This is a genomic window from Nocardia colli, from assembly GCF_008704205.1.
In the GTDB taxonomy this organism is placed as follows: domain Bacteria; phylum Actinomycetota; class Actinomycetes; order Mycobacteriales; family Mycobacteriaceae; genus Nocardia; species Nocardia colli.
The window spans coordinates 896,737-918,488 of the sequence record NZ_VXLC01000001.1 but is presented as its reverse complement, the minus strand read 5'-3'; the positions used below and the strand labels follow the sequence as shown (position 1 = coordinate 918,488).

Sequence of the window (21,752 nt, the reverse complement as noted above, 5' to 3'; positions counted from 1 at the left end):
GCGGCGGCCGCCACCGGATGCGGGTATTACTTGGGCAGCTTCGGGGTGATCTGCCGGTCGATGATCGCCTGCAGCTGACTGGTGACATTGGCGTAAACCGTTGCCGGGTCGGCGTTCTGCAGCCCGATCTGCTCCAGTCCGGTGCCGATGATCTGGTCGCCGCCGGGCACGAACACCCGGGCGTAGTCCTGCGACTTGGTCAGCGGCAGCTGGTCGATGGCGACCTTCGCGTTCGGGTTCTTCGCCAGGAAGTCCTGCTCGCTCGGATCGGTGACCGCCGACTTGCGCACCGGCATGTACCCGGTGGCCTGGGAGAAGTACGCCGTGTTGGTGGCGTTGGTGATGAACTCGATGAACTTGAGCGCGTTCACCTTTCGCTGATCGGAGATCTTCGCCGGGATCGCCAGGCCGGCGCCGCCGGTGGTGACGCCGGGGCCGTTCGGGTGCGGCAGGTTCGCGGTGCCGAACTGCAGCTTGCCTTCCGCGTTCTGCTTGATGCCCTTGAGGTCGCCGGTGGAGGCGATGGTCGAGGCGATCACGCCGGTGCCGAAGTCGACGGCGATCTGCGGCTTGATGCCCGCGTACTTCTTGGTGTGGATCATGTCCCGGAAGAACTGCGCCGCCGCGATCGAGCCGGGTTCGGTGAACTTCAGCTTCCACTGGTCGGAGTACGCGCCGCCGAAGGTCCAGTTCGGGCCCTGGAAGGTCCAGGCCAGGTAGTTCTTCGCGTCGCCCCAGCCGTGCGCGAGCTTGCCGTCGCCGACCACGGCCTGGATCTTCGGGCCCCACTCGTCGAACTCGGGCCAGCTGTTCGGGCCGCGGTCCGGCAGGCCGGCCTTCGCCCAGACGTCCTTGTTGTAGTAGAACAGCGGCGTCGAGCGGGAGTACGGCAGCGCGTAGTGCTTGCCGTTGAACAGGTAGTCCGCGGCCAGCGAGTCGACGTAGTCGTCCAGCTTCACCCCGGCGTCGCCGAAGTGCCCGTCCAGCGGTTCGATGGAGCCGTTGAGGGCGTAGTTGAACCACCAGACATCGGAGAGCACAACGACATCGGGCACTTCGCCGCCGGACAGCGCCGCATTGAACTTCTGCGACACTTCCTCGTAGTTCTTGCCCGCGTCGATCAGGTTGACCTTGAGCTCGGGGAACTTCTCCTGGAAGCGCTTGATCAGCTCGGCTTCCTGATCCTTCGAGCTGCCGGGGTGGTTGGACCAGAAGTTGATGGTGTTGGCGTCGCCGGACTGCTTGGCGCCACCGCCGCTGCCCGCGCACGCGGTCAGCGCCGCGCCCGCGGCGACGGCGCCGGCCAGCCCGATGAATCCGCGCCGGGACAGCGCGGGGAATCGATTAGTGGACACGTGGTTTCTCCTGTATCTAACCCTTGACCGCACCAGAGGTGAGGCCTTTGATCATGTGGCGTTGCAGCAGCAGGAACACCACGAGAATCGGCAGCATGGTCAGCAGCGTGCCCGCCATCACCGGCCCCCAGTTGGTGACGCTCGGATTCTCGGTGTTCTGCAAGAGGGTCAGGCCGACCGGCAGCGTGGCCACCTCGGGACCGTCGGCCATCAGGAACGGCCAGAGGTATTCGTTCCACTCGTTGACCAGCGTGACCACCGCGAACGCGACCATGGTCGGCCCCGACATCGGCAGCACCACCTTGACCAGCAGCCGCCACCAGTTCGCGCCGTCCATCCGGGCGGCCTCGATCACCTCCGAGGGCAGCGACAGGAAGTGGTTGCGCATCAGGAAGGTGCCGAAGGCGACGCCGCAGAGCGGAACGATGATGCCCACCAGCGTATTTCGCCAGCCGAGCTGGGCGACCAGCGCGTAGTTGGAGATCACGGTGATCTGGTTGGGCACCATCAGCGCCGCGATGATCACCAGGAACACCACCGACTTGCCGGGGAACCGCAGGAACACCAGCCCGTACGCGCTGAGCACGCCGAGCACGAACTTCACCGCGGAGATGGTCGCCGTGACGATCACCGAATTACGGAAGAAGGTCCAGAACGGCAGCTTGGTGGTGGCGTCCTGGTAGTTCTCCGGATGGAAGCTGTGCGGCCAGTACACCGCGGGCTGCACGTAGATGTCCGGGCGGTCCTTCACCGAGGTGATGAGGATCCAGAACAGCGGGACGCCCACGATGATCAGCACGCACACCATCGCGGCGTAGCCGAGCAGCTGCACCCCGAGCTGGCGCCGCTGGTAGGAATTGGTCTCAGCGCCTGCGCTTTTCACTGCTCATTCCGATCCATGACGCGAACCTGCACCAGCGTGACCACCAGCAGCACGACGAACATGATGGTGGCCACGGTCGCGCCGTACCCGGCGCGGAAGTTACGGAAGGTCTCCTCGTACACCTGGTAGACCATCGTGGTGGTGCCGGTGCCCAGCGGCCCGCCGCGGGTCATCACGTTGATGATGTCGAAGACCTGCAACGAATTCAGCAGCACCGTGATGGACAGGAAGAACGTGGTCGGGCGCAGCTGCGGCAGCAACACCTTGGTGAAGGTGGTCCAGCGGCTCGCGCCGTCCATCTCGGCCGCCTCCATCAGCTCGGCCCGAACCCCTTGCAGCGCGGCCAGATAGATGACGAAGCTGTAGCCGAGGTTCTTCCAGATGTAGGTCACCGTCACCATGAACAGCGCCCAGTGCGGGTTCTGGTAGAAGTCCGGCACGTTGTCCACACCGAGCCGCCCGAGCACGTCCTGGACCAGGCCGAAGCTCGGATCGAAGATGAACTGGAAGGCCACGCCGATGGCGGCGCCGGAGATCACGAACGGCGCGAAGATGGCCGAGCGGACCACGTTGCGGCCGAACAGCTTCCGGTCCAGCAGCATGGCCAGCGCGAGGCCGAGCACCATGCTGCCGACCACCGCGGCCAGCGTGAAAACGACTGTGTTGGTGACGATGTCCCAGGAATCGGACCGGCCCCACCACTCGGTGTAGTTGTCCACCCCGATGAAGGTGGCCACCGGATCGGAGATGTTCCAGTCGAAGAAGGAGAGCCGGATGTTGTCGATCAACGGCCGGTAGACGAACAGTGTCAGCAGCGCGAGATTGGGTACCACCAAGATCAGGAACAGGACGTAGTCCTGCCAGGGCCGGTTCCGCAAACCGCGTCCGCGCGGTTGGGGTAGTACTCGTTCCGGCTTAGCTCGCACGTCGCGCACTCTACGGACAGGAGCAAACAGTCGGTTAACGCTGTCCGGACGAACGCTGAACTTCTCGAGCACGCGCCCAGTGAATCAAGAAGCCGAACATCACGATCAGCATTTCAGCTAATTGATCGTAATGTTCGGCTCGATGACGTGTCTTGGGTTGTGCGGGAAGGTCAGTCGTTCCAGTCGCCGGCCAGGCCGTCGCTGGTGCCGATCGAGCCGCCCTTGGTGTTCACGATGACCACCGGGTCGCCCTTGCGCGAGTTCTCCATGAACCACTTGGCGTTCTCGGTGCTCACGTTGAGGCAGCCGTGGCTGGAGTTGGAGACGCCCTGCTGGCCGACCGACCACGGCGCGGCGTGCACGAAGATGCCGCTGTTGGAGATGCGGGTCGCGTACTCGACCTCGAGCTTGTAGCCCTCGGGGTCGGTGGTCGGCACCCCGTAGGTGGACGAATCCATGATCATCTTGCGCAGCTGCTCGCCGACCACGTAGGTGCCGTTCGGCGTCTCGTGCTTGGTCTTGCCCATCGAGGTCGGCATCGTCTTCACCTCTTCACCGTTGCGGGTGATGGTGATCGTGTGCGTGTTGTCGTCGGCGGTGCTGACGAACGCGTCGCCGATCCGGAACGCGCTGCGGGTGCCGCCCGCCTCGACCGTCACGTCGGTGTTGTCCGGCCAGAACTCGTTCGGCCGCCAGCGCACCTGCTTGTCGCCGCGCCAGTAGAAGTGGCCCGGCGCGGCCTTCGACGAGGTGACCTTGATGAACTTCTCCGCGGCGCCGTGATCGGGCACCGGGTCCTTGAAGTTGATGATGATCGGCTGCGCGACGCCGACCTCCTCGCCGTCGGCGATGTTGATCGACGGCGGCGCGAAATTCGGCTGCTGCTGTGGCGCCGGGTCCTGTGCGGAACCGGCCGAACCGGAGCCGAACGGGAACGGCTCGGCGTCGGCGGGGGCGACCAGGAGGACGCCCGCCGCGATCGTCGCGGACAACAGGGCGCCAGCCCGCAGCCTGCGGGTTAGCTGAGCTCCCCTGCGATGGGCAGGTAGCGACCCGGTGTGCGAAGCGACATGCATAGGTTTCTCGTCCATTCCATCTCTCGGCGCACCCGCGCGGACGCACGTGTGCCACGAGATCTCTCATCGGCGTGGAGCAGGCAGAGCTCACCCCACGGGTATTGACGGCCCGACCCTCATCCTTCCTACCGTCCCGGTGCGGCTCGAAGCCAGTTGCGTTTCATAGTGATTCGTTCAGACCGCTCGGTGTGGTAGCCGTCACATAACCGGTCGGTGGTTGGTCGGCTTCCGGAAAGGTACCGGTCACGTCGGCGAGTCCGGTGCGTAGATCGATGCCGCTGGTCGCTCGGTATGCGGCTGCCGTCAAACGCCTTCGTGATGTAAATCACCCTCGACGACGAACGGAATCGAGCGATGCGGACCGGTTGCTATGTTGTGCGGCACCGACATTGGCGCACGGCCGTTCGCATACCGCGCGGGCAGCCGCAACCGCACCCGGTTCACGATGGTAGCCAACGCGATTCGCAGTTCGTAGTCGGCCAGCGCGGCCCCGACACAGCGCCGATGCCCGCCGCCGAACGGCGCGAACTCGAACGGCCCGTACTTGCGCTCGACGAACCGCTCCGGCCGGAACCGGCGCGGGTCGGGCCATACCTGCGGATCCGAGTGCAGCAACGGCACCGCGACGCCCATCGTGTCCCCGGCGGCGAGGGGCACCCCGCGCAGGGTGAACGGCGCGGTCAGCCTGCGCACCACGATGGGCACCGCGGGGTGCAGGCGCAGCGTCTCCTGGCACACCGCGTCCAGGTAGGGCAGCCGGGCCAGCTCGACCGGGCTGACCTCGGGTCCGGCGGCGCGCAACTCCGCGCGCAGCTGGTCCAGCGTGGACGGTTCCCGGTGCAGGTGGAACAGCGCCCAGACCAGGGTGGTCGCGGTGGTCTCGTGCCCGGCGACCAGCAGGGTGCGCAGTTGCTCGCACAGCTCGGCGTCGGTGAGCGCGGTGCCGTCGTCGTAGCGCGTGCTCAGCAACATGCCGAGGATGTCGGTGGCCAGTTCCCCGGTGCCGGTGCGCCGGTGCGCGATGTCGTCGAGGATCAGCCGGTCCAGCCGCGCCCGGGCCGCGACGAACCGATCCCACGGCGCCTGCCCGAACAGTCCGTGCCGCAGCACCGGCACCAGCATCAGCGGCCCGGAGAACGCGGTGAGGAATTCGGCGACCGCCGTGGTGTATTCGGCCCGGCGCTCGTGGCTGTCCACGCCGAACACCGCCTCCAGGATCACCCGCAGCGTGATCGCCCTGGCCGCGGCGCGCGAATCGATCCGGACGCCCGGCTGCCACGCCTGACCGCTCCCGCCGGCCAGCTCCTGCACCACCGAGTCCCGGATGATCTCCCCGTACACCCGGATCCGCGCACCGTGGAAGGCCGGGGCGAGCAGCGCGCGGTCGCGGCGATGCCGCTCGCCCGCGGCCAGGATCAGCGAGGCCGGGCCGACCAGCGGTTCGATCGGGTTGGGCCGCGGCGGTTCGAGCGCGTCGATCGGCGCGCGGAACACCTCGCGCGCGCCCGCGGCCGTGCCGGTGAACAGCGCCGAGCCGAAGCCGGGGAAGCGGACGAAGAACGGATCGCCCTCGCGCGCTCGACGCCAGCGGAAGTACCGATCGAAGTCGATGCCCGCGGCCAGCGCGTGCAGCACGATCAGCCGCGGTGCGCGCGGTGCGGTGCCTGCGCGCGGCTCGGCTGTGCCCACGTCCATATCTATAGCTACGAACTCACCGGCCGGTAGGTTCGACGCGCGTCAGGAATCCGTCTCGTCGACGATCACCGTGGGCTTGGCCCGGCGCACCGTGTTCCGCGCGGTCGCCGCCAACCGGGCCAGCCGGGCGTCGCCGAGCGCGGTCACCGCGTTGCCGAGCCGGTTGGTGACGAAGGCGATCGACATGCCGAGCTCCGGATCGGCGTAGGCGCCCGACCCGCCGACGCCGTAGTGGCCGAACGCCTTTCGCGGCTGCTGCTTGGACATCAGCACCGGGCGGTGATACCCGAGGGTGAAGCGCAGCGGCAGCCCGAGCACGTAGTCGCGGCTCTCGGCGGGTTGCACCTGGTTGATCGTCTCGATCGTCTCCGGCCGCAGGAACTGCACGGTCTCGGCGCCGCCCGGGCGCGGTACGAAGACCCGTCCCCTGTTGGCCAGCGCGCCGTACATCCTGGCGAGCGCGCGCGCCGAGAAGACGCCGTTCCAGCCGGGCATCACCGCGTCGTGCACCCGCGGGTCGCGGACCAGCTCGTCGAAGCTCTCCGGCATGCCCGCCTCGGCCAGCCCGCGGATCGGGCGCACCCAGGACAGCACCGAGGAGGCGGTGTTCCAGCGAATGCCCGGCGGGCTCAGGTGCGGGAAGATCTTGGCGATCCGATAGCGCTCCGATTCCGGCACCCGGAACCAGAATTCGTCCAGGCCGAGCGGCTCGGCGATCTCCCGGCGCACCACGTCGACGAACGGATCGCGGGTGACCCGCTGCACGATCTCGGCGACCAGCCAGCCGAAGGTGATGGCGTGATATCCCGAGGTGCGGATGCGGCGCGGGTCCGGCGGGCTGTCGGCCAGCGCCTTGATCACCGCGTCGTAGTCGAGGATGCCCTCGCGGCCGGGCACCAGGCCGCGCACCCGATGCAGCCCCGCGCGGTGGGAGAGCACATCGCGCACGGTGATGTCGTCCTTGCCGTGCGCGGCGAATTCGGGCCAGTACCGGGCGACCGGTGCGTCGTAGTCGATCAGGCCGCGTTCGGCCAGCCGGTGCACCACGGTCGAGGCGACGCCCTTGCCGGTGGAGAAGGTCAGCGCGACGGTGTCGCCGTTCCAGCGCCGATCCTTGCCCGCCCAGCCGCCCCAGATGTCCACCACGGGCTTGCCGTCGAGATAGACGGCCAAGGCGCCGCCGCCGCGATTCGGCTGGGTGAACATGCCGAAGAATTGATCGGCCAGGCGAATGAATCGCGGGTCGACCAGCATTTCCTTGGGCGCGGCGAGCTTGCCGCCGGCCGGGTCGGCGGCATCGAAGCCGCCCGCTGCCATTGCCGAAACCATGGGGTCACCTCCTGACCGCTGATCACGGGTGCGTCCCTCAGGGTAGCTGGTGTACCGGGGTCTGCCAGCGGCCGAAAGGCGTGCTGAGGCAGGTGTCGCCGGTGCGTGAATTCCAGGCGAAAGCGCCGCCACCCAGGCAGACCACGGAGCGTTCGGCGGTCTGCGCGCTCGCCCGCGAGCCGTCGAGCGCGACCGACACCGCGATGATCGGCACCCCGGGGCTCTGCGAAACCTCGGTGCTGTCAATGGAACTCAGGGCGATCGCGTCCTGCCCCACGCCCAGCGCGATCGGTATCCCGCCCGCGCCGTTGCTGGCGCCGACCCCGCCGCGCACGCCGACGCCGATCGCGGTGGCGCCCGCGGTGGCGTTCGCGTACCCGACACCGTCGATGCCGAACGATTTCGCCTGGCCGAGCAGGTCGGTGGCGGCCCGGCAGGCGGTGCGGCCGTCGATGACTGTGATGTCGGTCCCGTTTTCCGAAGTGCAATGCACATCGGTAGCTGAGGCGACGCCGGGCAACGCCAGAGAGGCAAGTACCGCGGCGGCCGAGCAGACGATCACGCTGATCAGCTTCACGGGCAACTCCTCTCGAACTCTGAAACCCCACTGTACTCAGATCGGTTGCTGGAACCTCGATTCCAAAGAGCGCTTGCGAGTCGCGAATGCGCGAGGCCGCGCGGTCGAGTCGACGTGTGCGCGTTGGATGGTGTATGCATGGCGTGTATTTGCAAGCGCAGCTTTATCTTGTTTACTTCGGATTCTTACGGGGGCGTGAGTTCGGAGCGTGACAGCTCGGGAGGACTGTTTCGTGTCTGGTCAACTGACCTGGGGTCGTGTCGCGTTTGCGTCATTCGTCGCGGCGGCCGCGCTCGCGCTGGTCGGCTGTAGTTCCACGGTCAGCGGTCACGCGCAGCCCGCGGTGGACAACGGCACCATCAACGCCGTCTCGATCACCAGCACGCCGAAGCCGTCCTCGGGCCGGCCGACCACCAGCAAGCCCACGCCGACCAGCAAGGGCGGCAACACCGACTTCCAGGCCAACGAGGGCGATTGCGTCACGCTCGGCGGCACCACGTCCAACGCCACCATCACCAAGGCGTCCTGCGGCAGCCGCGCGGCCAACTACAAGGTGATCGGCAAGGCGCCGAAGAGCACCCAGTGCGTCGGCGACGCCGACAACTACTACGCCGAGACGCTCAACGGCATCGAGCAGGGCGCGTACTGCCTGGACATCGACTGGGTCGTCGGCGGCTGCATGGATGTCGGCGGCGACGACCCCAAGCGGATCGACTGCACCGGCGCCGCGCCGGTCAAGGGCGTCAAGGTGGTCAAGCGGGTGGACGGCGCGGACGACGTGAACGTCTGCGGCAGCGGCACCGGATACGTCTACGAGCAGCGCCATTTCGTCGTCTGCGTGCAGGAGATCTGACTGCCCGCCCGGTCGGTGAACTGACACCTTCGCCCAGCGCTGAACTCCCGGGCAATCGGGTGCCGGAGGGCTAAGTTGAGCCGGTGAGCACGACTGATCTTCCCCGGCTGAAATCGGCCACCGGCCGCTGGATTCTGCTGGCCACCATCCTCGGTTCGTCCGTGGCCTCGCTCGACGCGACCGTGGTGAACATCGCGCTGCCGCGGATCGGCGAGTCCCTGAACACCGACGTGGCCGGGCTGCAATGGACGTTGAACGGGTACACGCTGACCCTGGCCTCGTTCATCCTGCTCGGCGGCTCGCTCGGCGACCGCCTCGGCCGGCGCAAGGTGTTCGTCTGGGGCACCATCGGTTTCGCCCTGGCCTCGGTGCTGTGCGGCGCCGCGATGAACATCGAGATGCTGGTGTTCGCGCGCATCCTGCAGGGCGTCGCCGGCGCCATGCTGACGCCGGGCAGCCTCGCGCTGATCTCCTCGTCCATCGATCGCCGCGATCAGGGCGCGGCGATCGGCCTGTGGTCCGGCTTCGGCGGGGTGGCGGGCGCGTTCGGGCCGTTCCTGGGCGGCTGGCTGATCGAGCTGGCCGGCTGGCGCTCCATCTTCTTCATCAATGTGCCGCTCGCCCTGGTCGTGGTGCTGGTCGCGCTGAAACACGTGCCGGAGAGCCATGATCCGAACGCCGAGGCCCGGCTGGACGTGCCGGGTGCGGTGGTGGTCGCGCTCGCGCTCGGCGCGCTGACCTTCGGCCTGATCGAGACCATGCCGGTGTTGCTGGTGGCGGGCGTGCTGCTGCTCACCGCGTTCGTGGTGATCGAGCTGCGCAGCGACCATCCGCTGGTGCCGCCGGTGCTGTTCGCCTCCCGGGTGTTCACCGCGGCCAACCTGGTCACGCTCGCGGTCTACGCGGCGCTCGGCGGCGTCTTCTTCCTGCTCGTGCTGGAATTGCAGTTGGTGGCGGGGTATTCGCCGCTGATGTCGGGAGTGGCGACGGTGCCGATCACCCTGATCATGCTGGTGCTCTCGGCGCCGGCCGGGCGCTGGGCGCAAATGCACGGCCCGCGTATTCCGATGACCGTCGGCCCCTTGCTCGCTGCGGGCGGCTTGGTTCTGCTGCTCCGAATCGGCCCGGACACCGTCTATTTCACCGACGTACTGCCCGGCGTGCTCGTCTTCGGCTTCGGTCTCGCCGCCCTGGTCGCCCCGCTGACCGGGGCCGTGCTCGGCGCGGTGCCGTCCAGCGAGGCGGGCATCGCGTCCGGGGTGAACAACGCGGTCGCGCGGACCGCGCAGCTGCTCGCCGTCGCGGCGCTGCCAGGTCTGGCCGGAATCTCCGGCGCCCTGGGCGATCCGGTCGCCTTCAACGCTGGGTTCGGCAAGGCCGTCTGGATCTGCGTCGGCCTACTGGTCGCCGGCTCGCTGCTCGCGGCCGCACTGCTGCGTCCGCCGCGTCGGCCCGCCACCCTGGACAGCGTCGACTGCCTGCCGCAGTGCGGCGTCGCCGGTCCCGCGCTCGCACCGGCGCACACCGAGAAACCGGCGCCATAACGAGAAATGAGCGGGCGCAACCGGTTCGGATCCGGTTGCGCCCGCTCACTTCGGGTGTCTGGTGAGACGGGTTAGATAGGCAGGTAGCCCGCACCGACGCCGCCGCGGGCGTTGATGTCGTCCATGATCGTGCTCATGTTGGTGCCGACCTCGGGGCCGAAGCAGGCCATGGCGAGATAGGCGTTCACCATGCCGACCAGGGTGGTGCCGATGACGACCGGCGCGCCGGAATCGCCCTCGACGACGCACATCTGGCTCCAGGTCTCCATGTTCGACCCGAAGACGTCGCCCCAGCTGATGCCGCAGGTGTTGCCGGTGGTCCGGCCTTCCTTGCAGACGATGTTCGGGAACGCGGCGGGAGCGCCGAGCCCGGTGATCGTGACGTTGCCGACCCGGTTCACCGGGATGATCTTGCCCGGCTCGAACTGGATGACCGCGTAGTCCAGATCGTGGTTGGAGTAGACAAACCGGCCGATCACGCCGGCGCCGCGGTTGGACTCAGCGAAAACCTCGGCGCCGGGATCGCCGCAGTGGCCTGCGGTCAGGCCGACGAGCCGGCCCGCGTTGTCGTGGCCGACCGTGGTGACGGTGCACTCGAATTGGTTGTCGATGATGATGCCGGAACCGCCGCCCAGAACCGGCGGGCCGGGATCGGCCTGAGCGGCCCCCGCGCCCGTCCCGAGTAGCGCCGCACCGAGGGCTACGGCGAAGGCGGCGGTGGCCACCTTGGCGAGTTTGCTGAACATGTCCCTCCAGACGTCGGAAGCCCGCACGATATCAATCTGTCGCACCCATCGTGTCAGTATTCGGGCCCGGGCGCGTCATCTACTGCGGGGTGTCCACGGCGGGCGAGCCTTAACCCCATTTTAGACATAAGGACGAATTCGTCTCTTATTTGTAATAATAGCAACAGGCTATGAAAACCGCAGTCGCCCGTTTCTAGTTTGTCCTCGAACAGTAGTACAGCCCGTTCTGTTCGGTTCCGGAAACAAATGCGATTTTGAATGAACTCTTTCCGAATAAATTAGTGTGATGATCATGTCTGGGCGGCCGATTCATCGTGCTGACCTGTAACTTGTTCCAGAGAAACCGCCCTCCGTTTTGGGCGCGGACCCAATGCCAGTGGCCGCCGCCATAGCGTTTAGGACACAGTGACCGTCGTCTATGACTGCAATCACAGGAGGGTGGTGTGTTCTGGCTTACTACGTAGTAAGGTGCGTCAAGCAAACAAGTCGTCGGGGCAGCCAACCGGCGTCGAGAGGGGTTAGCCAGTGCAGTCGACCAAGAGTCCTCCAACAGGATCACGGATGAGTGATGCGGTCGATTGGACCAAGGGTTACTGGGCCGACCATCCGAAGGCTTCGCTGGAGACCTTCGGCCGACAGATCACCATGGGGATCGCCGCGGTCGCCGAGTTGTTCATCGCGATCTTCCGCCGCCGCTTCCCGTTCAACGAGTTCGTCCGCCAGTGCGCGTTCATGGCCAGCGTCTCCGCCGCGCCCACGCTGCTGGTCGCCGTCCCGATCGGCGTCATCGTCTCCATCCAGGTCGGCTCGATCGCAGGCCAGGTCGGCGCGACCTCGTTCATCGGCGCGGCCAACGGCCTCGGCATCATCCAGCAGGGCGCTCCCCTCGTCACCTCGCTGATGATCGCCGGCGCGGTCGGCTCCGCGGTGTGCGCCGACCTCGGCTCGCGCACCATCCGGGAAGAGATCGACGCCATGAAGGTGATGGGCGTCGACCCGATGCGCCGGCTGGTCGCCCCCCGGCTCGGCGCGGCGATGCTGGTCAGTGTGCTGCTCTGCGGCTTCGTCGTTTTTGTCGGCTTCTTGACTGGTTACATCTTCAACATTTTCGCGCAGAACGGTACGCCGGGTTCCTACATCGGCACGTTCTCGTCGTTCGCGGTAACTACCGATCTCTTTGTCGCACTGGTCAAATCGCTGATTTTCGGGCTGCTCGCCGCAATCATCGCCTGCGACAACGGATTGAACGCGCGCGGTGGTCCCGGCGGCGTGGCCAACGCGGTGAATTCCGCGGTGGTGAGTTCCGCCATCATGTTGTTCGGCGTGAATCTCGTCATCACCCAGGTGTACAACGCACTGTTCCCGTCACAGGTGGTCTGAGTGTCGTCGACATATGTTCCCCCGCTGCTGCGGCCGTTCCAGCAGCTTCGCAAAACCGCGAACGCGCCGATCGATCTGCTCGCCCGGCTGGGCCATCAGGTCTTCTTCCTGCTGCGCTCGATCGGCTCGATTCCGCTGGCGCTCAAGCACTATCCCAAGGAAGTGTGGCGGCTGCTCTCCGACGTGAGTTGGGGCAACGGGAACCTGGTCGTCGGCGGCGGCACCATCGGCGTGGTGGTCATCCTCAGCGCGTTCGGCGGCATGACCGTCGGCATCCAGGGCTACAACTCGCTGAACCTGCTCGGGCTCAGCCCGATCACCGGCGCCATCTCCGCCTTCGCCACCACGCGTGAGCTCGGCCCGCTGCTCGCCACGATCGCGTTCGCCGCGCAGGCGGGCTGCCGGTTCACCGCGCAACTGGGCGCCATGCGCATCTCCGAGGAGATCGACGCGCTGGAGTCCATCGCGATCCGGCCGCTGCCCTACCTGATCAGCACCCGGATGTTCGCGGCGATGGTCGCCATCATCCCGCTGTACTGCCTCGGCCTGGCCATGGCCTACATCTCCTGCTCGCTGACCGTGCAGCTGATCGGCGGCACCGCGAGCGGCACCTACCAGCACTACTTCTACCAATTCCTGGTGCCGACGGACGTGATCTACTCGCTGCTCAAGGCGATCCTGTTCGTCGCGATCACCACGTTCATCCAGTGCTACTACGGCTTCTTCGCCTCCGGTGGACCCGAGGGCGTCGGCGTCGCGGCCGGCCGCGCGATCAAGGTGTGCATCATCGCAGTTGTTTTCGCGAACCTGTTCATGACATTGGCGATCTGGGGCATCAACCCCGGCATCCGGATCTCGGGGTAGCACCAGATGATCATCGATCCCAGTGGGCGCGGGCCCACGATGCGTCAGTTGATCGTGGCCGGTCTGGCCGGCCTGATCGTGCTCGCGCTCGTGCTCGGCTTCCTGACCCTGCGCTACAAGGGCTACTTCGTCGAGAAGGTGAACGTCACTGCCAACTTGACCACCACCGGTGACGGGCTGCCCTCGCAGGCCGACGTCAAGTTCCGCGGCGTGCTGGTCGGCGCGGTCAAGGAGGTCGAGGTCGCGGCCAAGGGCGAGCTGCAGAAGGTGCAGATCGAGGTGAAGCCGGAGTTCGCCAAGGGCGTGCCGGCCAACGTCACCGCCCGGGTGGTGCCGAGCAACCTGTTCGCCGTCACCTCGGTCGAGCTGGTCTTCAACGGCCCCGCGGACCAGTACCTGCACGAGGGCTCGATCATCGAGGAAGACCGCAGCAAGGGCACGCTCGCGCTGCAGGACACGCTCACCACGGTGCGCAACATCCTGGACCGGATCGATCCGATGCAGTTCGGCCGGGTGCTCGGCACGCTGTCCCAGGCGCTCGACGGCAGCGGCCGGATGCCCGGCTCGACCATCGAGCGGCTCGACCGCTGGTTGCAGTCGGTCGACGACTCGATCCCGAATCTCGGTGTGATGCTGGGTGATTTCTCCACCTCGTTCCACGCGTTGAACGAGTCCTCGCCGGAGCTGCTCGACGTGCTCGGCACCTCGGTGCAGACCGCGCGCACCATCGCCGACCGGCGCAGCGAGCTGGTCGCGCTGATCACCGGGGCGGGCAGCACGGTCGACACGGTGAACGATCTGTTCGCCCGCAACGGTGATGTGGGCAAGCAGGTCACCACGGGCACCAGCGACATGTTCGGCGCTGTGGCCGCGGATCCGAGCGCGATCACCCGGACGATCCTGAACCTCAGCGAGATGACCCGGAAGATGGACTCCACCTTCACCTGGGGCCCGCAGCAACAGCAGCGCTGGGACGCGGGCATCACGCTCACCCCGTACAAGCCGTACACGGTGGCCGACTGCCCGCGCTACGACGACCTGGCCGGACCCAGCTGTGCCACCGCCCCCGCGGTGAACGAGCTGCCGCCGCTGCCGGACAACCTGAAGCCGCGCGCGCTCGAGTCGGCGGCCGGTCTGCCGCCGGTGGTGCCGATGCCCGGCCTGCCGCTGATCCCCGGCGTCACCACCCCGGACTCGCGGCCCGCCGACGCCCTCGTGCCCAGCGCGCCCCGCCCGTTCGCGGGCACCCCGCTCGAGGGTCTGTTCCCGATGCTGCCCGGCCTCGGTCAACCGCCGGCCCCGGCGCCCGCTCCGGCACCGGCGGCTCCGGCCGCCGCACCGGCGGGCACTCCCGCCGCGGGCGAGATCTCCTACAAGGGTGACGCGGCGATCGCGAAGCTGCTCGGCCGCCAGCCGACCACAGCCGAATATCTGCTGCTGAGCTCGATTTTGAAGGGCGGGACCATGCACGTGGCCGAAAACCGGGTCAGCCGATGAGCATTCGTAAACCGCTGATCGGGTTCGGTATCTTCGCGATCGTTTCGATCCTGGTGACCGTCGTCGTGTGGAACACGCTGGCGCGCATCGTGAACGGCGATACCAACACCTACTCGGCGACCTTCTCCGACGTGCTCGGCCTGCACGAGGGCGACGACGTGCGGATGGCGGGCGTACGGGTCGGCAAGATCGAGAAGATCGAGCTGGACCGCGACGCCAAGTCGAAAAAGCAAGTGGCCAAGGTGACGTTCGTCGTGCAGCGGGATCAAACCCTGTTCGACGACACCAAAGCCCTTGTCCGCTACCAGAACCTGATCGGCCAGCGTTATATCGCGCTGGCTCCGGGCAAGTCCTCCGGCCCGGTGCAGCTGAAGAACAACGCGTCGATCCCGCTGGACCGGACCGAACCGTCGTTCGACGTCTCGGGCCTGCTCAACGGTTTTCAGCCGCTGTTCCAGGCGTTGCAGCCCGAACAGGTGAACCGCCTGTCCGAGACCTTCATCCAGGCGTTGCAGGGTGACGGAGTCTCGTTGAGCGCGTTCATCGTTCAGGCCGCGCAACTGGCGACCGACTTCCAGCGCCGGGATGCGATCCTGTCCGATGTGATCTCCAACCTCTCCGGTGTGATGGCGGGGTTGGCCAGACGAGGTGATGAATTGGAGACCCTGGTGACCCAGACCCGGGCCTTGATCGGCGGGTTGTACGAACAGGGGCAGTCGCTGCAGACCTCGACGGTGCAGATCGCCAACGCCACCAGCTCGCTGGTGGACATGGTCGGTCAGATCCAGCCGAAGCTGCAGGCCGCCCAGAACTCCACCAGCGCCGCGCTGACCCTGCTGCTCGCCAACGGCGCGAAGCTGGATCAGGCCGCGATCGACCTGCCGAACATCATCTCGGCGGCGGGCAGGCACACCGAGGAGGGCGGTTACGCCAACGCCTACCTCTGCGGCTTGGACGTCTCGCTCTACGGCGTGCTGTTCCCCCGCGGTCTGTTCTCCCAGATCGGTGGCACTTCGCACTCGGCGGTGTGCCGCCCATGATGACGAAGCTGAAGGCGAGATTCGCCGCCAACCGCTACTTCTGGCTCGGCATCCTCGGCGGTGCGCTCATCGTGGTGCTGCTGCTCGCGTCCGGCCTGGTCAAACTGATCGGCGTCGGCGAGCAGAGCATCAAGGCCGAGTTCGTGCAGGCCGCCGGGATCAAGGTCGGCGACCGGGTGAACGTGGCCGGCGTGACCAGCGGCCGGGTGGACGGCGCGAAGCTCGAGGGCGACCACGTGCTGCTGACGCTGAGCATCAACAACGGAGTGAAGCTCGGCCCGGACGCGCACGCGTCGATCAAGATGGCCACGCTGCTCGGCGCCCGCTACGTCGATCTGGACCCCGGCGACGGCTCCGGCCTCAAGGGCGGCCGGATCCCGGTGTCCAACACCGCGGTTCCGTACAACCTGGCCGACGTGGTGCAGGAGGGCACGCCGAAGTTCGAGGCGCTCGACACCAAGAAGCTGTCCGAGTCGCTGAACCTGATCAACCAGCAGATGGGCGACTCCCCGCAGCTGATGGCGCAGGCGCTGGACAGCGTCGGCGCGCTGGCCAAGGTGATGGACACCCGCAAGGCCGAGGTGGACAGCCTGCTCAAGGACCTGAACCGGGTCACCCAGATCCTCGGCGACAACCGCAACAGCGTGCTGCTGGTGATCACCCAGGGCGAGGCCATCGCCAACCGGGTGATGGAACGCCAGGGCCTGCTGCGCCAGCTGCTCGACAACGTCGCGTCGCTGACCAGGCAGCTGCAGGAGATCGGCGCGCAGAACGACAACCAGCTCGGCCCGACCATCGAGCAGCTCAACATCATGTCCGAGGGCCTGCAGAAGAACAAGGACAACCTCGATCGGCTGCTGTCGCTGATGCCGCCGACCGTGCGCTACCTGGCCAACTCCTGGGGCGGCAACGGACCGTACGGCAGCGTCGGACTGCCGTGGATCTTCCCGGACAACTGGCTGTGCTTCGCCCAAGTCATAGAGGGGTGCCAGGGATGACCTTCCCGAAGGCCGTCAAGGTACGGACCATCGCCAAAATGCTCGTGGTCAGCGCCGCGGCACTCGCCGTGGGCAGCTGCTCGCTGGTGCCGAGCTCGGTGAACAACGCGCTCGGCCGGACGATGCAGATCACCGCCGACTTCGAGAACATCGCCGGCATCTACGAGGGCAACCCGATCACCGTGCTCGGGCTCGACGTGGGCAAGGTCGACAAGATCGTGCCGAAGAGCACCTACATCGAGGTGCACATGTCGATCAACAACGACGTGAAGATCCCGAAAGACGCGATGGCCGCGATCATCTCGCCGTCCATCGTGACCGACCGGCACGTCGAGCTCACCCCCGTCTACACCAGGGGCGACACCCTGGCCGACGGCGCGCACCTGCCGCTGGCCAAGACCAAGACGCCGGTCGAACTCGACACGATGATCAAGACCATCGATCAGTTCGCCGCCGCGCTCAAGCCGGAACCGGGCAGCGAGGGCATCGGCCCGCTGTCCGGCCGGGTGCTGTACCCGATGGTGAACGGCAACGGCGAGAAGATGCGCGACACGCTCAACGCGCTGTCCGGCGCGCTGAAGGTCGGCGTGGACAACAAGGACGCGGTCTCCAACATCATCGTCAAGCTCAACGAGCTGACCACGATGCTGGCCGACAACGACCAGTCGGTGCGTGACTTCAGCAACCGGATGACCCAGATGACCGGCCTGCTCGCCGATCAGTCGCCCGGCCTGGAGGCGACGCTGAATCAGATCAACGACTTCCTGAACAACACCAGCACCACCCTCGCCCAGCATCAGGATCAGCTGGCGGGCAGCCTGGCCGGGCTGACCAACGTCACCCAGCAGCTGCGCGACAACGCCTACGGCATCACCGAAATCGTCGACGTCGCACCGATGGTCTTCCAGAACGTCGACAAGATCATGAACCGGGAGCACGGCTACGTCCGGCTGAGCGCGCTGATCGGCACCGCGCTGAGCGGTGAACTGATCGGCCTGTTCTGCGAGCGGATCCAGATGAAGGCGGACGGCTGCCGAACCGGAAACATGCAGGACTTCGGGCCCGACTACGGTCTGACCGCGGCGCTGCTCGGACTGACGAAATGACGTACCGAATGACGATCAAGGCACGCCGCGCGCTGATCGCCGTCGCGGCGGTGGCCGGTGTCGGCATCACCTCGGGCTGCGGTCTCACGGTGGAGAAACTGCCGCTGCCCAAGCCCGGCGTTTCCGGCGAAACCTACACGATCCACGCGGTTTTCGAGAACGCGCTGAACCTGCCGGATCAGGCCAAGGTGAAGATCGGCGGCTCGGATGTCGGCGTGGTCTCCAACATCAAGACCAAGAACTTCCAGGCGGTCGTCGACCTGACCATCAGCAAGGACATCGAGCTGCCCAAGGACAGCACCGCCGAGCTGCGCCAGGCCACCCCGCTCGGTGACGTGTTCGTCGCGGTGTCCAAGCCGAAGACCGAGCCGGGCGCGGCGACGCTGCACGACGGCGACACTCTCGGCCTGGACAAGACCTCGGCCGGTGCGACCGTCGAGCAGCTGCTGATCTCGATCTCCATGCTGTTCAACGGCGGTGGCGTCGCCGCGCTCAGCAAGCTGACCTCGGAGCTGGACTCGATCGTCGGCGGCCGCGGCCCCCAGCTGTCCCACCTGATCACCGAAATGACCGGCGTGGTCGGCAGTTTGAACGACAACAGCGCCAAGGTCGACGGCGTGCTGAACGAGTTCAGCGCGCTGGCCAACACCATCGAGGCCCGGCGCGGCGAGCTCGGCCAGGTCGCCGACACGCTGCCGCAGATGATCGGCGCGATCGCCGAGAACAACCGGGCCATCGGCGATCTGCTGACCAAGGTGTCGACCACCAGCGCCGCGCTCGGCGACTACGCCGACACCTCCGGCCAGCAGCTGGGCAGCCTGCTCGACAACACCCATCAGCTGATGGACGCGCTGGCCAACACCGGGGACAACCTCGGCATCCTGCTCGATCGGCTGAAGGTGATCCGGCCCAAGGTCGACGCCACCTTCCGCGGCAAGAGCTTCGCGGTCTACGCCACCGCGACCAACCTCGACCTCAGCGCGCTGACCGATCCGCAACACGGCGGGTTGCAGGATCTGCGCGACATCCAAGACCTCGCGGGCAGCCTGATCCAGGTCCTGCAGATCGTGCAGGGTCGAGTGCAGGGGGGTCACCGATGATGGCGAAACTGATGCAGCACAAGCTGGTGCTGTCGAGCATCGGCCTGGTGCTGGTGTTCCTGATCGGCGCGACCTACCTGATGATCAGCATCATGCGGGTCAATCCGCTGAAGTCCAGTTACACCGTCACGGTGAACCTGGACCGCTCGGGCGGGCTGCAGCCGGGCAACGATGTGACGCTGCGCGGCTACCGGGTCGGCAAGGTGACCTCGATCAAGCTGACCGATCGCGGGCAGGCCATCGCCGCGGCGGCGGAGATCGAGAGCAAGTACAAGATCCCGGTCGACACCGCGATCTCGGTGCAGGCGCTCTCCGGCGCGGGCGAGCAGTACATCGACTTCCGCCCGGCCAGCGAGCAGGCGCCGTTCCTCGGCGACGGCGCGGTGATCAAGTACGACGCGGCGAAGATCAAGACCCCGACCCCGATCTGGTCGGTCCTGGACAACTCCAGCGCGCTCATCGCGCAGGTCGATCCGGACAAGTTCGGCGTCATCCTGCGCGAACTGGACACCGCGCTCAGCGGCGGCCCGGATCAGTTGCGCGGCATGGTGAACGGCATCAGCCTGGCCATGGCCGGCTTCGACAGTCTGCTGCCGCAGACCACGAACCTGATCGCCAACCTGCGCACCATCGCCAACACCACGTCCAACGCCCAGCCCGATCTCGGCACGTTGACCCGTAACTCCGGCGCGCTGTTCAACCAGTTCAACAACGCCAACGCCGAACTGCAGGGCATCCTGGAGAAGGCGCCCGGCCAGTTGAGCAGCCTCGGCGCGGTGCTGGACAAGACCAGCGATCCGATCACCAGCCTGGCCACCAACTTCGCCGCGATGACCAAGGCCGCGCAGCTGCGCCTGCCCGCGTTGCGCGCGCTGTTCCCGTCGCTCGCGCTCGGCGCCGACGCGCTGGGCGTGCCCGCGCACGACGGCGAGTTCCACGCGATCATCGACATCTGGCCCCGCCCGTACTGCACGTACAACGTCACGCAGCTACGCAACGAAGTCGTCCAGGACGGCACGATTCGCAAGTGGAACTACTGCGAGAACCCGCCGCCTGGCTCGGAAATCCGTGGTGCGGCCAACGCGCCGCGCCCCGATGTGCCGAACAACGGCGCGCACATGCCGCCGGGTGTGGATCCGAACGAGCGGACCCTGCCCCCGGTGCGGTGAGTTGTACCCGGTCCCGCGGCGAAACCGTGGGTCCGGGCATACTCGCCGAGAGAACGCGTACGGTTCGCCCGAGATGCGGGCCCGTCAGTCGATCGGTGCGCCCGCGCGCCGGGAAAGTGCAGGTTTGTATCGATGTCCACCGACGACGCCGAGACCAGCAAAGAGGCCGAGAACGCTGAGGACACCAAGGTGACCGACAGCGCGCCGGCCGAGGACGCCGCGACGGCGAAACCGGAGCTGTCGAAGGCAGATCCCGAGCCGTCGAAGGCCGACAAGGTAGCGACCGACAAGGTCGACAAGGCGCCGAAGACCGAACCGGCGAAGGGCGCGGGCAGTTCCGCCGCTTCGGGCCGGTCCACCTCGGTGCCGATCATCGCCGCGTTCGTGGCGGGCGTGCTCGCGGTGGCCGCGATCACCGCGGTGGTGGTGTTCTTCCTGCAGGGCAAGGACCGCGGCGAAAAGCTCGACGCGATCCGGGATTCGACGGCGGCCGGCTGCAACTTCGGCAAGGACGTCTCGATCTACGACTACACCAAGAACCTCGACGACTACTTCACCAAGGTGAAGTCCGGCGCGAGCGGCGAATTCCTCAAGGAGTTCGACGACGCGACCAAGGCGCTCAAGGACGCCATGGTGCAGGCGCAGGTGAAGTCCTGGGTCGACGACGTGCAGTGTGGTTACCAGTCCGGGGACAAGACCGAGGCCAAGGTGCTGGTCACGCTCACCCAGTACCGGACCAACTTCACCCAGACGACGCCCGAGCGGCAGTTCGTCGTGGTGATCGCGCAGCTGACCAAGTCCGGCGACAAGTGGCTGGTCGAGAAGCTCGATTCGCCGATGCTCAAGGGCGCGGGCACCGGATTGCCCGGTGCGCCGGGCGCTCCCGCTCCCGGTGCTCCCGCGCCGGGCGCGCCTGCGCCGGGGACACCCGCGCCTGCCCCGCAGCCGGGCAACTAGCCGGACGAGTGCCTCCGGCGGTGGGCCGAGCCACCACCGCCGGAGGTCATTCAGGCAGTCGGTCTTTCTCCGGATGGATCAGAACAGCGTTAGTGTCTGCGGCGCCGACGGCGCGGCCGCCTTCCCCGCGGCCTGGTCGATCGGCGCTTCCGGCGCCGCCGGCGTTTCTTCCACAGTCACCGCGGGAATTTCCGCGGTGTTCGCCTCGGCGACGGCCGCTGTCGCGGCAGCCTTCCGAGCCGCCTCACCGGCAAGCGCGTCGGCCTGCTCGTTGAAGTAGTTGCCGACATGTCCACGGACCCAACGGAACCGGACGGGGCCGGGTCGGCTGGCGATCGACTTGTCGATCTGCCGGATGAGCTCGACGTTCTTCACGGCGCCACCGGTCGAGGTGCGCCAGCCGTTGAGCCGCCAGCTGGAGATCCACTCCGACGCGCACTTGATCGCGTAGAGCGAATCGCTTTCGATCAGTAGGGGTTCGGAGCCGGGATGGCCGAGAATCGCCTCCAGTACCGCGCGTAGCTCCGCCACCTGATTGGTGCCGGACGCCGCTCCGCCGCTCAGCGAGGAGCCCTGATGATTGACCCAAGCCCAGCCGATGGCGCCGCCGGGGTTGCGGAGGCAGGATCCGTCGGTGCTCACGATGATCATGGCTGG

The 21,752-nt window shown here is 66.9% G+C and carries 20 protein-coding genes; 11 read left to right on the top strand and 9 right to left on the bottom strand.

The genetic code is table 11. The annotated features are described in order from the left end of the window. Positions 1-26: 26 nt before the first annotated feature. From F3087_RS04440 to F3087_RS04410, 7 genes are all read right to left on the bottom strand, one after another. On the bottom strand, positions 27-1,355 hold the full coding sequence (locus F3087_RS04440; RefSeq protein ID WP_150400437.1) for an ABC transporter substrate-binding protein: 1,329 nt from the start codon (positions 1,353-1,355) through the stop codon (positions 27-29). 16 nt (positions 1,356-1,371) lie between these two features. Continuing rightward, positions 1,372-2,163 (bottom strand): carbohydrate ABC transporter permease, encoded by a 792-nt coding sequence (locus tag F3087_RS04435; RefSeq protein ID WP_223884868.1) that lies wholly within the window; start codon positions 2,161-2,163, stop codon positions 1,372-1,374. 71 nt (positions 2,164-2,234) lie between these two features. Next, positions 2,235-3,164, bottom strand: coding sequence for a carbohydrate ABC transporter permease (locus F3087_RS04430; protein WP_150400435.1), 930 nt, complete (start codon positions 3,162-3,164; stop codon positions 2,235-2,237). A 170-nt stretch (positions 3,165-3,334) separates the two neighbouring features. Beyond that, entirely contained in the window at positions 3,335-4,240 is a 906-nt protein-coding gene (locus F3087_RS04425; RefSeq protein ID WP_150400434.1) for a L,D-transpeptidase, read from the bottom strand. A 303-nt stretch (positions 4,241-4,543) separates the two neighbouring features. Next, positions 4,544-5,935 (bottom strand): cytochrome P450, encoded by a 1,392-nt coding sequence (locus F3087_RS04420; RefSeq protein WP_150400433.1) that lies wholly within the window; start codon positions 5,933-5,935, stop codon positions 4,544-4,546. A 42-nt stretch (positions 5,936-5,977) separates the two neighbouring features. Further along, on the bottom strand, positions 5,978-7,252 hold the full coding sequence (locus tag F3087_RS04415; protein ID WP_150400910.1) for a serine hydrolase domain-containing protein: 1,275 nt from the start codon (positions 7,250-7,252) through the stop codon (positions 5,978-5,980). A gap of 49 nt (positions 7,253-7,301) precedes the next feature. Beyond that, positions 7,302-7,841: a DUF6764 family protein gene (locus tag F3087_RS04410; protein ID WP_150400432.1), complete on the bottom strand. Its 540-nt coding sequence runs from the start codon at positions 7,839-7,841 to the stop codon at positions 7,302-7,304. Positions 7,842-8,073: 232 nt separating this feature from the next. Here F3087_RS04410 and lppU point away from each other — a divergent pair, with 232 nt between their 5' ends. Next, positions 8,074-8,694 carry an LppU family putative lipoprotein gene (lppU, locus tag F3087_RS04405; RefSeq protein ID WP_150400431.1) on the top strand — a complete coding sequence of 207 codons (621 nt, stop codon included), beginning with the start codon at positions 8,074-8,076 and terminating at the stop codon, positions 8,692-8,694. An 83-nt stretch (positions 8,695-8,777) separates the two neighbouring features. After that, positions 8,778-10,238 (top strand): MFS transporter, encoded by a 1,461-nt coding sequence (locus F3087_RS04400; protein WP_150400430.1) that lies wholly within the window; start codon positions 8,778-8,780, stop codon positions 10,236-10,238. Between the two features lie 71 nt (positions 10,239-10,309). Here F3087_RS04400 and F3087_RS04395 read toward each other — a convergent pair whose 3' ends face one another. Next, positions 10,310-10,984, bottom strand: coding sequence for a S1 family peptidase (locus F3087_RS04395; protein WP_150400429.1), 675 nt, complete (start codon positions 10,982-10,984; stop codon positions 10,310-10,312). A gap of 561 nt (positions 10,985-11,545) precedes the next feature. Between F3087_RS04395 and F3087_RS04390 the strand changes: the two genes are divergently transcribed. The 9 genes from F3087_RS04390 to F3087_RS45815 all read left to right on the top strand — a co-directional run bounded on the left by F3087_RS04390 (position 11,546) and on the right by F3087_RS45815 (position 21,095). Beyond that, positions 11,546-12,364, top strand: a complete 819-nt coding sequence (locus tag F3087_RS04390) for an MlaE family ABC transporter permease (protein WP_191093763.1) — start codon at positions 11,546-11,548, stop codon at positions 12,362-12,364. Continuing rightward, complete coding sequence (locus F3087_RS04385; protein ID WP_150400427.1) at positions 12,365-13,228, top strand: ABC transporter permease; 864 nt, start codon at positions 12,365-12,367, stop codon at positions 13,226-13,228. It abuts the gene before it with no gap. Between the two features lie 6 nt (positions 13,229-13,234). After that, on the top strand, positions 13,235-14,725 hold the full coding sequence (locus F3087_RS04380; protein WP_191093762.1) for an MlaD family protein: 1,491 nt from the start codon (positions 13,235-13,237) through the stop codon (positions 14,723-14,725). Next, a complete protein-coding gene (locus tag F3087_RS04375; protein WP_150400426.1) occupies positions 14,722-15,765 on the top strand; it encodes an MCE family protein in 1,044 nt (347 codons plus the stop codon). Before F3087_RS04380 ends, F3087_RS04375 begins: the two co-directional genes overlap by 4 nt. Continuing rightward, positions 15,765-16,763, top strand: a complete 999-nt coding sequence (locus tag F3087_RS04370; protein WP_150400908.1) for an MCE family protein — start codon at positions 15,765-15,767, stop codon at positions 16,761-16,763. Before F3087_RS04375 ends, F3087_RS04370 begins: the two co-directional genes overlap by 1 nt. After that, positions 16,760-17,869 carry an MCE family protein gene (locus F3087_RS04365; RefSeq protein WP_150400425.1) on the top strand — a complete coding sequence of 370 codons (1,110 nt, stop codon included), beginning with the start codon at positions 16,760-16,762 and terminating at the stop codon, positions 17,867-17,869. Before F3087_RS04370 ends, F3087_RS04365 begins: the two co-directional genes overlap by 4 nt. Before the next feature lie 8 nt (positions 17,870-17,877). Then, positions 17,878-18,969: an MCE family protein gene (locus tag F3087_RS04360; RefSeq protein ID WP_150400424.1), complete on the top strand. Its 1,092-nt coding sequence runs from the start codon at positions 17,878-17,880 to the stop codon at positions 18,967-18,969. Continuing rightward, positions 18,966-20,138 carry an MlaD family protein gene (locus tag F3087_RS04355; RefSeq protein ID WP_150400423.1) on the top strand — a complete coding sequence of 391 codons (1,173 nt, stop codon included), beginning with the start codon at positions 18,966-18,968 and terminating at the stop codon, positions 20,136-20,138. Before F3087_RS04360 ends, F3087_RS04355 begins: the two co-directional genes overlap by 4 nt. Before the next feature lie 132 nt (positions 20,139-20,270). Then, on the top strand, positions 20,271-21,095 hold the full coding sequence (locus F3087_RS45815; protein WP_191093761.1) for a hypothetical protein: 825 nt from the start codon (positions 20,271-20,273) through the stop codon (positions 21,093-21,095). 78 nt (positions 21,096-21,173) lie between these two features. On the opposite strand, the gene F3087_RS04345 is transcribed toward F3087_RS45815, so the two are convergent. Beyond that, entirely contained in the window at positions 21,174-21,746 is a 573-nt protein-coding gene (locus tag F3087_RS04345; protein ID WP_150400422.1) for a ribonuclease H family protein, read from the bottom strand. Positions 21,747-21,752: the final 6 nt, after the last annotated feature.